12 protein-coding genes are annotated in these 12,866 nt (G+C 39.7%); 10 read left to right on the top strand and 2 right to left on the bottom strand.

Annotation, left to right across the window (positions count from 1 at the left end):
* The first annotated feature begins 41 nt into the window (after positions 1 to 41).
* The 3 genes from ACKGJO_RS01110 to ACKGJO_RS01100 all read left to right on the top strand — a co-directional run bounded on the left by ACKGJO_RS01110 (position 42) and on the right by ACKGJO_RS01100 (position 3,786).
* Positions 42 to 2,501, top strand: a complete 2,460-nt coding sequence (locus ACKGJO_RS01110; RefSeq protein WP_411321556.1) for a ligase-associated DNA damage response DEXH box helicase — start codon at positions 42 to 44, stop codon at positions 2,499 to 2,501.
* On the top strand, positions 2,501 to 3,166 hold the full coding sequence (gene pdeM / locus ACKGJO_RS01105; protein WP_411321555.1) for a ligase-associated DNA damage response endonuclease PdeM: 666 nt from the start codon (positions 2,501 to 2,503) through the stop codon (positions 3,164 to 3,166). Before ACKGJO_RS01110 ends, pdeM begins: the two co-directional genes overlap by 1 nt.
* A gap of 155 nt (positions 3,167 to 3,321) precedes the next feature.
* Positions 3,322 to 3,786: a DUF6992 family protein gene (locus ACKGJO_RS01100; RefSeq protein WP_411321554.1), complete on the top strand. Its 465-nt coding sequence runs from the start codon at positions 3,322 to 3,324 to the stop codon at positions 3,784 to 3,786.
* Here ACKGJO_RS01100 and ACKGJO_RS01095 read toward each other — a convergent pair whose 3' ends face one another.
* Positions 3,787 to 4,350 carry an RNA polymerase sigma factor gene (locus tag ACKGJO_RS01095; protein WP_411321553.1) on the bottom strand — a complete coding sequence of 188 codons (564 nt, stop codon included), beginning with the start codon at positions 4,348 to 4,350 and terminating at the stop codon, positions 3,787 to 3,789.
* A 402-nt stretch (positions 4,351 to 4,752) separates the two neighbouring features.
* Here ACKGJO_RS01095 and ACKGJO_RS01090 point away from each other — a divergent pair, with 402 nt between their 5' ends.
* From ACKGJO_RS01090 to ACKGJO_RS01075, 4 genes are all read left to right on the top strand, one after another.
* Positions 4,753 to 4,875 (top strand): hypothetical protein, encoded by a 123-nt coding sequence (locus ACKGJO_RS01090; protein WP_411321552.1) that lies wholly within the window; start codon positions 4,753 to 4,755, stop codon positions 4,873 to 4,875.
* Between the two features lie 117 nt (positions 4,876 to 4,992).
* The gene (locus tag ACKGJO_RS01085) at positions 4,993 to 5,115 is read left to right on the top strand and encodes a hypothetical protein (protein ID WP_411321551.1); all 123 of its coding nucleotides are present in this window, start codon (positions 4,993 to 4,995) and stop codon (positions 5,113 to 5,115) included.
* A 117-nt stretch (positions 5,116 to 5,232) separates the two neighbouring features.
* Positions 5,233 to 5,355, top strand: a complete 123-nt coding sequence (locus ACKGJO_RS01080; RefSeq protein ID WP_411321551.1) for a hypothetical protein — start codon at positions 5,233 to 5,235, stop codon at positions 5,353 to 5,355.
* Positions 5,356 to 5,400: 45 nt separating this feature from the next.
* Positions 5,401 to 8,490, top strand: a complete 3,090-nt coding sequence (locus ACKGJO_RS01075) for a CHAT domain-containing protein (RefSeq protein ID WP_411321550.1) — start codon at positions 5,401 to 5,403, stop codon at positions 8,488 to 8,490.
* A 77-nt stretch (positions 8,491 to 8,567) separates the two neighbouring features.
* On the opposite strand, the gene ACKGJO_RS01070 is transcribed toward ACKGJO_RS01075, so the two are convergent.
* Positions 8,568 to 9,311 (bottom strand): hypothetical protein, encoded by a 744-nt coding sequence (locus ACKGJO_RS01070; protein ID WP_411321549.1) that lies wholly within the window; start codon positions 9,309 to 9,311, stop codon positions 8,568 to 8,570.
* Between the two features lie 268 nt (positions 9,312 to 9,579).
* Here ACKGJO_RS01070 and ACKGJO_RS01065 point away from each other — a divergent pair, with 268 nt between their 5' ends.
* The 3 genes from ACKGJO_RS01065 to ACKGJO_RS01055 are packed head-to-tail and all read left to right on the top strand — an operon-like array spanning position 9,580 to position 12,825.
* Positions 9,580 to 11,031: a TlpA family protein disulfide reductase gene (locus ACKGJO_RS01065; protein ID WP_411321548.1), complete on the top strand. Its 1,452-nt coding sequence runs from the start codon at positions 9,580 to 9,582 to the stop codon at positions 11,029 to 11,031.
* Positions 11,031 to 12,170 (top strand): glycoside hydrolase family 3 protein, encoded by a 1,140-nt coding sequence (locus tag ACKGJO_RS01060; RefSeq protein WP_411321547.1) that lies wholly within the window; start codon positions 11,031 to 11,033, stop codon positions 12,168 to 12,170. Before ACKGJO_RS01065 ends, ACKGJO_RS01060 begins: the two co-directional genes overlap by 1 nt.
* A gap of 1 nt (position 12,171) precedes the next feature.
* Positions 12,172 to 12,825, top strand: coding sequence for an HD domain-containing protein (locus tag ACKGJO_RS01055; protein WP_411321546.1), 654 nt, complete (start codon positions 12,172 to 12,174; stop codon positions 12,823 to 12,825).
* The last annotated feature ends 41 nt before the right edge of the window (positions 12,826 to 12,866 follow it).

The following is a 12,866-nucleotide window of genomic DNA, read 5'->3' as shown; positions in this document are numbered from 1 at the left end:
CAGTTTTAATTAAGTCATCAAATAGAAAAAATACGCTATAGTTGGATTCCAAAGGTCACCAAATAATCAAAAACTGGTTTTCTTCTAAAGGATGGGAAATCTTCCCTTTCCAGCATAAAGTATGGAATGCATTTCATGAAGGAAAAAATGGGCTACTAAACGCGCCAACCGGAAGTGGGAAGACATTCGCGCTTTGGATGCCAAACCTCATTAAATGGATCGATGAAAACCCTGAAAATTATCAGAGTAAATCGGAAAACGGTCTTAAGATACTCTGGATCACACCACTGCGAGCTTTAGCTAAAGATATTCAAAAAGCACTCCAGCTATCTGTCAATGATATGGGAATACCCTGGGAGATCGGCAGAAGAACCGGAGATGTGTCCCAATCCATTAAGCAAAAGCAGAATCGGAAAATGCCTGAGGTGCTGATCACCACTCCTGAAAGTGTTCACATCCTTATGGCTCAAAAGAAGTACAAACGTCATTTTAAAAACCTGGATGCTGTAATTGTCGATGAATGGCACGAACTGCTTGGTTCAAAAAGAGGTATTCAAACAGAACTTGGCCTGTCACGATTGAGAAGTCTTCGCCCTGATCTTTCTGTTTGGGGCATCTCTGCTACCATTGGTAATCTAGATGAAGCACTTGAGGTATTAGTCGGTCCTGAAACTGGATCAGACTCAGTCATCATTAAGGCTAGTATTCAAAAGAATATCGAGGCTGTTTCCATCCTTCCAGATAAAGTTGAAAATTTTCCCTGGTATGGGCATTTGGGACTGAAACTACTTCCAAAGATCCTTCCTATCATTGATAAAAGCAGATCGACGCTGATCTTCACAAATACCCGCGCCCAATCAGAGATATGGTTCCAAAATTTGCTGGAAACACGACCGGATCTCGCGGGAACTATAGCTATTCATCACGGTTCTTTAGACCGTAAAGTCAGGGATTGGGTCGAAACTTCGCTTCACGAAGGAATGCTCAAAGCTGTAGTTTGCACCTCAAGCCTTGACCTTGGAGTGGATTTCAGTCCTGTTGAAACTGTAATACAGGTAGGTAGTCCAAAAGGAGTTGCCAGGTTTATGCAGCGTGCAGGACGAAGTGGTCATCAACCCGGCTCAACCAGCAAGATATATTTTGTACCTACGCATGCCCTCGAACTGGTTGAAGCTTCTGCACTGAGATCCGCTATCAATACAGAGGAAATGGAGAGTCGGGAGCCTATACTGAAACCATATGATGTGTTAATTCAATATCTGGTAACACTGGCTGTTTCAGATGGGTTTTATCCTGATGAAACCTTTTCTGAGATCAAAAACACCTTCGCCTATCAGACACTTTCAATTAAAGAGTGGGAAGCGATCCTTCAATTTATAACAGTGGGTGGGAAATCTCTGAGTCAGTACAATGAGTACTCAAAGGTCGATATCGAAGACAATGGGCTCTATAAAGTCAACGACCGAAGAGTGTCTCGCCGGCACCGTATGAGCATCGGTACTATTGCAAGTGATGCCATGCTCAGGGTTAAATACTTGAGCGGTAAGACCCTTGGGGCTGTCGAAGAATGGTTTATAGCTCAACTCAATACCGGAGACACTTTCTGGTTTGCAGGACGAAATCTGGAACTGGTTAAGATCAATGAAATGACGGTGTATGTAAAAAGAACGAAAGGCAAATCATCCAAAGTACCGGCTTACTTAGGTGGCAGAATGTCTCTTTCTTCAAATATGACCCATATCTTAAGAAAAAAAATGCATCAGGCTGTATCCGGTGACTTTTCCGATATTGAGCTCAGAGCACTTGAGCCCCTTTTTAAAATTCAAAACGATTGGTCGATACTCCCCGATCAGGATCAGTTTCTTATAGAAAAATCATTTTCACGGGAAGGTTGTCATCTATTTTTCTTCCCTTTTGAAGGAAGATATGTACATGAGGGAATGTCCGCTCTGATCGCACACCGAATCTCAAAAATGACCCCCATCACATTTTCCATAGCCATGAATGATTATGGATTTGAGTTACTTTCAGATCAGGATATTCCAATTGAAGCGGCCCTTGAGAATAACCTTTTTTCAACCAACGATCTTGTTGAAGACATCATGGCAAGTATCAACAGTGCAGAATTGGCTAAACGCAGATTCAGAGAGATTTGCCAGGTCTCGGGATTGGTTTTCAAGGGCTTTCCCGGACAGGCTAAAACAAAAAAGCATCTGCAGATGTCAAGCAGCCTCTTTTTCGATGTTTTTACGGAATATGAACCGGATCATCTCCTCCTTCAGCAAGCCTTTGATGAAGTAATGAGTTATCAGCTGGATGAGGTCCGGCTTCGCAAAGCTCTTAAAAAGATCTCGGAACAAGAGATTATATTTAAACAAACAGAACGGTTCACACCTTACGCTTTTCCAATAATGGTAGACAGACTCAGAGAAAAACTAAGCTCTGAAAAGCTAATTGACCGAATTCGAAAAATGCAAAAACAGTTAGAAAAACATACCTGATGAACTTAGATGGCAGCCTCAAAATAACAGTAATGGAGCATAATTGGATGCTTTTACCTGAAAAAGCGCTGTTTTGGAGAGATCAAAATACGTTGGTCGTATCCGATCTGCATCTTGGTAAATCGGGGCACTTCAGAAAACACGGCATTGCGATACCACAATCTGTAAATACATCTAATATTCAGAAGTTGAATAAGCTGATTAGACAGCTTAAGCCTGCCAGGATCATTTTTCTCGGTGATCTCTTTCACAGTCAGTATAATGCCGAGTTTGAAGACTTTAAAGACTGGCGAAAAGCAAATGCAGAAATTGAGATGATTCTAACTCTCGGCAATCACGATATCATTTCACAACACGAATTTGAAAAAACCGGCTTAGAATGTGTAAACACCTATAAGGTCGGTCCTTTTACGTTTATGCACGATGAACAAGATGCTGCTGATAAAGGCAGTTTTTCGGTATCGGGTCATATTCATCCAGCAGTCAAATTAAAAACCAAGGGGCGACAAAGCATCTACACTCCCTGTTATTTTGTTGGTGAGTCAAAAATACTTCTCCCGGCTTTTGGTACATTTACAGGTACTTTTTTAGTTAAACCCTCTCAAAATGAGATGATCTATGCTATCGTAGATCAAGAGGTAATTAATATTTCCACGATCATATAGTCAATTGTCAAAATGCGTTACATTAAAAATTCAGCCGTCTTCACACTGATTATAGTCTTCGTTTTAGTGCTATTGCCCGATCTGTTACAAGCACAAAATGGCACTTTTGATGCTCAAAATTACGCGCAGAAATCATACGATCTCCAAAAAAAGGTATGATTTTACTCGGTAGCTGGGCAACATTGAATCTTATTTCAGGCTCCACGGGGTATTTTCTGAGCGAGAATGACACTAAATATTTTCATCAGATGAACGCCGGATGGAACGTTGTAAATCTGGGCATTGCAGGTTTTGCCTTATATAATCTGGGGCAATCAGACCCTTCTTTTCTTAGCTACTCAGAGACGGTAACCGAATTACAAAATCTTGACAAGATCCTGCTATTCAATGCCGGTCTTGACTTCGGATACATAGCAGCAGGTGCCTGGTTTTGGGAAAGAGGTCTTAGAAAGAATTCAGACAGACTTCAGGGCTATGGAAAATCACTCATATTGCAGGAAGGCTTTCTCTTAGTCTTTGATGCGATCTTGTATCTTATGCATTCTCCTCTCACTAAAGAGGTCATAAATAATCCCGAAAATTTTCAGATCACAGCTAACGGATTTAAAATTTACTTTTGATCACTGATTTGATTTGCGTTTAAAACAATGATGAAGACGGCTTAAGATCCTGTGTTTTTTCGTCCTTACGTTTGCATTTGATATGTCAAATTCTTCCACAGCATCGTCTGTGCTGGCATCCGGGCGATCCATGAAGTAAACTATAAACTCTCTTGACTTCTTTCTGAGCTCATCCAGGCACTCCTCCAGTATTCGTTGTCTCTCTTTATCCAGAAGGTTCTGAAACTGCTCCTCAGGCTCGTATATCTCATTGAAAGACTCCTCATCGTACTCAAACTTATGTTCTCTCTTGACATACCGAATATATTCGTGCCTGCATGACTTGATGAGATAACTGAATATGTATTTATTGTTTTTGATGTTATTCTTCCTAATCTGTTCAAATACATCCAGGAAAGCCTGCTGCACACATTCCTTTGCTGCATTCTCTTCAGCACTCATCACCACTTGCAGATAGTCCTCCAGCCTTGGTATCACCTCGGAGAGAAGTTCACTTGCTTTGGCTTCATTTCCTTTCTGAAGCGCTTCAACCAATTCTGAATAATCAACTCTTTGTTGTGCCAAACTTACCAACTAGTAATTTTAAGATTCTTACAACGTAAGCATTCATTTTGTTAGAAGATGCTCTGTAGATAAAATCTAAGAAAATGAATTCACCTCCAATAATAACTGATTTTTTTTGAATTATTAATTCATTTTAATCTTTTAGTGGCAGCTATATATATTAAAAATTAGATTAATTCTGTAACAATAAGTATAGAAGTCACTCATGTACTGGAGGAATTGAACGCTTATTTAGCAAATAATCCCTCAAATATAAATTTGTAACAATGAAGAGCAGTTATACTCCTGTACTTAACCAATAATTTACATATAACTCGAATAATCAATCCTACTACCATGAAATCACTTAAATCAACCATCGCCCTGTTATCCATCGTTGCCCTCTCATTCGGTTGCGCCTCCGTGACCGACGCTTCCCTGACCGAAGAACTGGCCAAGCAACCTGAAACCGTCACCAATGCCCCTGACAACAGCGTATTCTCCGGCGGTGCTGACGTCAAACCCATCGTAGAACGTCCTGATTAAAACTTCAGACTAATTTCAATATCTCTCTTAAACCATATCAATCCTACTACCATGAAATCACTTAAATCAACCATTGCCCTGTTATCCATCGTTGCCCTCTCATTCGGATGCGCCTCCGTGACCGACGCCTCCCTGACCGAGGAACTGGCCAAGCAGCCTGAGACCATAACCAATGCCCCTGACAACAGCGTGTTTTCCGGCGGTGCTGACGTCAAACCCATCGTAGAACGTCCTGATTAAAACTTCAGACTAATTTCAATATCTCTCTTAAACCATATCAATCCTACTACCATGAAATCACTTAAATCAACCATTGCCCTGTTATCCATCGTTGCCCTCTCATTCGGATGCGCCTCCGTGACCGACGCCTCCCTGACCGAGGAACTGGCCAAGCAGCCTGAGACCATAACCAATGCCCCTGACAACAGCGTGTTTTCCGGCGGTGCTGACGTCAAACCCATCGTAGAACGTCCTGATTAATATTCACTAATTCAGTATGTTTATAAAAAAACAAAAGGGCCAACTTTGATCATTTTATATTTGATCATTTCTTTTTTTCTGATTTCTGATTCGGTGAGCGTAAGTGAAAAAACAGCGACACAGGTAGAACATTATGTTAACGAATTACAGAATGATGATAATGAACAGTTATATATCTGGGCTTTAGGTGAGATAGCATCCATTGATTGTCAGCGCCTTCAATTAGTAAAAAAAACTGTTGGATTGTTGTCAGAGTCACATTATAAAGATCAATTTGATTCAATTTCATGTGATGATTTAAATTCTGATGCTTTCAATATTGGCAACTATATTGACGCATTTTTGCCGAAAGATTATCAACCCATTTTAAAGGAATTAGAATCTGAAATAAGTTCAGATATACTTGCCTATGATGAAAATCATCTGATTCATTTTTTATTATTAATGAATACAGAGTATTCAAATTTATACCCAAATGATTACTTAGAAGAAGCTGTCAATATCTGGTCCGAATATCTTAATAGACTAAATAAAGACGACCTTGAGTACTCTTTAGTCATATCAAACATTATTCGTGCTTCGTTTTTATTACAAAATGATAATGTTGTTGAAAAACTTTCTTTAGACTTCCTTCAAAATAATATTTTACCCAATACATACTACAAACTGAGAATATATGGCTTCATTGATTTCACGTATTACATATTTGGTCAGTATGATAAATCACTAAAGATACAAAGGGAATATTCTTTACCCCTAGCAGATTTTCTTGGATTCAATAATCAAATTAATGAAATAAAGTCAAGACAAGGTGCTTATCTCTTTTCTCTAGGTAAATATCATGAATCAATAAGAGTCTACGAAGATCTCTACAAAAACTTTGAAACTTTTGAAAAACAGTACGAACTCTTTACAAATTTAGGAATCAATTATTTAAAGATTGGTGAATCAAATAGATACCTAAACTTTCAGCTTAGAGCATTAAACCAAGACATTGAAAGTTATAAAAGTAAACTTACCATCTACCGGAATTTAATGAGCTACTATACATCAATTAAAGATGTAAGCTCGGTCATGTACTACTTTGAACTTGCTAAAGATTTAGCGAGAAAAAACGGTGATCAAACGGAAATTGCTTTTATTGATTTCTACTTAGCCTCTTTTTACTGGAATACTCTTAAAGATCACAATCAGGCATTAAAATTTATCTCCTTGGCAGAAAGTGAACTAAATAAAACCTCAGATTATGATATGTACATCGACCTGTTACTAGAAAAGGGGTACATTTTACTAAAGATCGATTCCCTAAATACAGCACATAATGTATTTGAGGAATCAAAAAATCTCTCCCTATCCAAATCGGATACTCCTAATTACATAGATGCACTGGTAAATCTGGCGGCTATAAACCTCAAAAATGGTGAACTTGATGAAGCAGAAGCAAGTCTTAAAGAGATCAGTCTTTATCCAAAAGATAACCTGGATTTTGAGCTTTTGGTTAAATATTTCACCGTTAAGGCAGACTTCCTGTCAAAAAATAATGATAACAGACAGGCTATAGAAGATATACAGCCGGTTGTCACACAGGTCATTGATCGTGCCAAGAATAACACCGATTCCCAACAAGGTTTTTGGACTATTGAGGATGAGTATCTGGATGCTTTTCAATTGGCTTTGAAATTATATCTGGAAGAAAATGAGCTCCATAATGCGCTAACCACGCTTGAACAATTCAAAACGATCAATGATGCCTCTCTTTATAACAGTCCCTTAGTGAAAGCCAGTAAACTTACTGAAGAAGATCTGGCTGAAGAAAAATTACTTTCCGATAGGCTACAAAACTTAAGAAACAAGTATTTGAATGCCTCTGGTTCTGACCGTTTCGAGATAAAAAGACAAATGGATCAGGTTTCGGCTCAAAGAGAACAGATTTTGTCTAAGGTTGAGCTCGACAAAGAAAACAGCCTTCCCTCCTTGTGGAAACTGCAGCGCTCAATAAACCCCAACGAATTGGTCCTGCATTTTACAGAAATCGGAGATAAGCTTTATGTATCTCAAGTCACAATGAACGACATAAAAATTAAGGCTTTACCTTTTGAAACCGAAATTAAGCAGCAATTTAATTCTGTAGCTGATGATCTGGCTTCAGGATTCACCAACCTCGAAGAGCTGCATGGGCTTTATAATTTCCTGAATTTAGAGATTCCCGATCATACTAAGCTTATCACAATAATACCTGATAACTATCTTTACAGGATTCCTTTAGAAGTACTTCCAACCCGTGCTCCTGATTCACCGATAAGTTATGGGAGTACACGGTATATGTTAGAAGATCACCACTTCAGGTACTTTACCTCTCTCAAAGAGTTTGATAGCAACCGACGGGCCTCAAAAAATAAGCTTGTAAACGACTTCGCTGCCTTTTCGATCTCAAATTTTGAGGATTTCGCGATCAATGATCTTCCTTCGTTGCCTTACGCAACCGTAGAAAGTAATAATATTGAAAGTGCACTAACTTCCCTGAATAGAAAGGAGGTATATAATGGAAATGAAGCCACCAAAGAAGCCTTTAAACATTCAGTTGAACATTCAAGGCTGGTCCATGTAGCTACTCACAGTGAGGTATCCGAGCAAAATCCTCTGTTTTCTACCATCTATTTAAAAAATCCTGAGGCAGATGCCGACCTTGATTCGGAGCAGGCACTGTACGCCTACGAATTATTCGATACTCCATTGAACAGTGAGTTCATTATGCTGAATTCATGCAGCTCCGGATCCGGCAACTATATTCAGGGGAGTGGTATCATGGGCATCAGCAGAGCGTTAAGGTATGCAGGAGCCAAAAGCTTAGCCCTTAATTTGTGGTCTGTTAATGACAAAATAGCATCTGAATTTGCTACCGACCTGTATTCCTATCTAAATGAAGGACACACTAAAAGTGAATCTATTCGCATGGCAAAATTGAATCAGCTTAGATCTGCCAATGCAAATCCGCATTTTTGGGGCGCTTATATGATGATCGGAAATCCATCACCTATCACCCAGAAAAAAGACGGGCTTTTATTTATCGTTTCTCTTCTCGCGCTATCTACAGTATTTTTGAGCTATACTGCTTATCAAAAAAGCAGCTTCTGAAATTTCCAAAAGCTCCTTTTCCAATATTAACTGAAAACTAATTGTTAGTTAAATACAGAGCTGTATATAAATAAATGTTACCGGCCGGCAGTCGTTAAGGCATCTACATAAGTTTTAGCTACTCGGCTGTACGCACCATTTAAAGCATAAGCGTTTTTAAAGGCTTCTTCTGCTTCTTCCAGCCTATCCATTTGAAAGTAGGAGTTACCCAGGAACCAATAGCCCTTCTCCAATGTGAGGACATCGATCTGTTTTTGAGTGATCACCATTTCAAAGCTGTCAATAGATTCCTGATATTGACCATTGTTATACTGTATAGAACCCAGACTCAAAGCAAGTTCAGCCTTAAGCTGAGAATCATCTGTTGTCTGCAATTCATTTTGAAGTATGGTAATAGCTTCATTGACCTCACCGTCTGTAGCCAGTTTAATAGCTTCTCTGATCACTTCACTTTCTACTGTTTCCGATATGCCATCTGCACTACGAACCACATCAAGACCGATCTGGTCAACAGGACCTACTGCCAGGTTACTGGTTGTCTCATAATTCATCACACCAATAACACCGGCAACAATGATAACTGCTGCAGCTGCCGCATAACGCATAACATTTGGTAAGGAATAAATTTTTGCGGAAGGCTGAGTTTGTTTATTCCTGTCTAATACAGCTTTAATATTTGCTACGCTTTTCATGTAATCCAGGTAATATTGATCCTGAACTAATTCTGCCCATAGCTCATCTGTTTCGTCTGCATTTAGCTTTCCATTTACATACAGATCAATTTTTCTCTCCAGCTCTTTATTTACTTTACTTTCGATCATTTGTTTTAATTATGATTAAGATTACTAACTGTTTTTCATTCTTACATAACGCCCCGAAACTGCTGGCGTTTTATACCTTATGAGAGCTACCCATCTCATATTTGAGACAAGAGTATTGACCTCTCCATTTGTTACACTTTTGTTTCTTTTTTTTTGAAAAAAATTTTTCCGTCTCGTTTTCTTATTATAAAGAGTGTTCAGGTAGTACTAATGTTACACACATTTTTATCTTTAATCGCCTAATTAACCTATTCTAATTACCAATTTAATGATGTACCGTAAACAATTCCTGTTGCTCCTTTCCTTTGCGTTACTTGCTTCATGTGAAAAAGACACTCAAGTTTCCGGTAATATTGATTATTTAGGGGATTCAAACCTGATCCTAAAGCAAATCCCCGTTCATTATAAATATGCTCCTATTTTTCAGGATACTTTTAACGTAAGTGAGAGCGATCATTTTGAGTATACAACAAAACTCGATTCCAGTGAGATAAGATTGCTTTTTATTGGTGATAAAGAGTATCCATTATACCTAACATCAGGAAGTGAACTTTTGTTAACTATTGAGAGATCCACTTTCCCGAAAAATGTAAAAGTTGACGGATACGAAGAAGACTGGGACGAAAAATATACTGATTACCTTACAGCTATTACTGATTTAGAAAAAAAGATTCCGGTTGAAGAGGAAAAAATCAAAACAGGCCAAGACAACGATCTCCTAAAAATTAGTGAGAAAAAATATGAGCTTGCTGAACAATACCTAAAAGGCACACCTCTGCAAGATTATTATCTAAAGGCTATTGGTGAACATCTGGTATTTAGTATTCGATCAGTTGAGTATAATCAACGGTTCTATGAAAATTTTAATCCAGATTCAGCCCGAAAAGCCATTTTCGCAGAGGCCGATTCTCTTAACTTTTTCACTATCGCATCGCTGAAAGCACAGCGAGCCGGCATCCGTGATTTTGCACATTACTATGCACGAACTTTTGGAATTTATGACAGTGTTAAGACAGTTTATGGTATGGATCTCTCAGAATATGACATTAAACGGGTAGCATATGAAGAGCTAAATGAGAAGCGCATTCAGGTTTTAGATCATATGAAAAGCCGTGACGCTCTGGCACATGCAAAAATGTATTTGATAGCAGAAAGAATCGGCGAACAACCGCTTGAAAAAGCACAACCCAGTTATGAGAGCTACCTTCAAAATTTCAGTGATTATCCTGTGTATACACAGTTTCTGAAAAACTTCTATAAAGATATCAAATCCGTATCACCGGGTGAACCTGCAATTCCCTTTTCACTACCTGATATAGATGGAAACATCCACACCATGGATGACTATCGTGGTAAATTCGTGCTTCTTGACTTTTGGGCCGGCTGGTGTCAGCCTTGCCTCGAGGAATTCCCCCATATGAAAGACATCTACGATAATTACTCACGGGATGAACTTGAGATTATTGGCATATCAAATGAAGCTGACAGTTTAGTTTGGGTACAAGATCTGCAACACCTGAATCTGCCTTGGCCTCAACTTTATGGTGGTGACGGATTTGATGAAGAAACCTTCAAGGCCTATAAAGGCGGGGGAATTCCATTCTATATTCTTGTAGATCCGGATGGAAAAATTGCCAGATACAACGATATCAGAGCCTCTTTTAATTTTACCACCGTTTTTGATTCCCTCCTAGAAGAACACAACCAAACGACTGAATGATGATCCGATCTATTATCACCATACTATTGATCTCAGGATTCTTAGCATGCCAAAAGGCCGATACAGAACCAACTCAAGAAATTATAGATACACAGCGACTCGGTCAAATGATTATGATAGGGTTTCGTGGCACCGAATTGTCAGAAGACAGTACCATTTACAAAGACCTCTCCGAGCGTAATATCTCCGGGGTTGTTTTATTTGACCGGGACGTGATCACCGGAGATCGCAGCCGAAATATAAAAGATCCCACCCAGCTCATGCAGCTCAGTAACAGCATCATTGCAGCCACACCAAATTCTCCCTTTATCGCAGTAGATCAGGAAGGCGGTTTGGTGAGCCGGCTCAAGGAAAGTAAAGGATTTCCAAAGTCAGTTTCTGCGGAATATTTAGGGAATCTTGATAATGAAGATTCCACCAGGCATTATTCCCGCCTCATGGCACAGGAATTTATGGTGGTACGAACAAATACCAATTTTGCACCGGTTGTAGATGTTAACACCAATCCCGACAATCCGGTGATCGGAAAACTGGAACGCAGTTATTCAGCTGATCCCAAAAAAGTAGCTGAACATGCCGGATATGTAATTGATGAGTTTTCCAAAGAAGGGATCCTGTCGGTGCTGAAGCATTTTCCGGGACATGGAAGCTCGACTGCTGATAGTCATTTAGGATTTACGGATGTGACCGATACCTGGGATGAAAAGGAACTCATTCCCTACAAAAAACTCTTCGCAGAAAATGAAATTCGAGCCGTAATGACTGCCCATATTTTCAACGCCAACATAGACTCTGTTTGGCCGGCCACCCTTTCTCATAAAACCATCAACGGATTGCTGCGGGACTCACTTGGGTTTGACGGTGTCGTCTTTTCTGATGACATGCAGATGGAGGCTATCCGCTCAGAATACGGACTAGAAACAGCCATTCAACAAGCTATTAACGCCGGCGTGGATGTACTGATCTTTGGTAATAACCTCCATTACGAACCGGACATCGCCAAGCGAGCAATTGGAATTATCCAACAATTATTGCGCGAAGGAAAAGTTGAGAAAGTGACCATAGAAAAATCATTGGCGCGTATCGATTCTTTGAAAATAGATGTGATCGATGAACTGTGTAGTTGTATGGATTTTTAGAATGAATAAGAACGAGGCTCTTACCAAAACCGAAACCTATGTACGTCAAAAACTGGAAGGAGAAGGCTCCGGACACGATTGGTGGCATATTCACCGCGTTCGGAATACGGCATTAAAACTGGCTGAAAAGGAACAAGCTGACCTTTTTATTGTGGAACTAGCAGCCCTCCTTCACGATATAGCGGATCATAAATTCCACGAAGGAGATGAGAAAATAGGTCCGGCCACCGCACGAAAATGGCTGGAACACCTAGATGTCAGGGAACCGGTTATTAAACACGTATGTGATATCATCGGGGACGTTTCTTTTAAGGGAGCCGAGGTGGAAACCCCAATGAAAACGGTCGAGGGTAAGGTAGTACAAGATGCTGATCGCCTTGATGCTTTGGGAGCTATTGGGATTGCCCGGGCTTTCGCTTATGGCGGATATAAGGAACGGGAGCTTTATAATCCTGAAGTCTCTCCCGAACCACACCATTCATTCGAAGAATACAAAAGCAGCATTGGCCCTACCCTTAATCATTTTTATGAAAAATTATTTCTGCTAAAGGATCGGATGAACACTGACACCGGTCGACGGTTAGCGGAAAAACGACATCATTTCATGAAAGAATATGTTAATCGATTTTTAGCAGAATGGAAAGGTAACGATTAATATCTCGCTCCAACGCAGAGCGTCAGTAGCGAGACAGTAAT

Origin of the sequence: Gracilimonas qinghaiensis (assembly GCF_046602855.1) — a bacterium.
Classification (GTDB): Bacteria; Bacteroidota; Rhodothermia; order Balneolales; family Balneolaceae; genus Gracilimonas.
The sequence above is the reverse complement of the archived record's forward strand: the minus strand, read 5'-3'. Positions and strand labels throughout refer to the sequence as shown.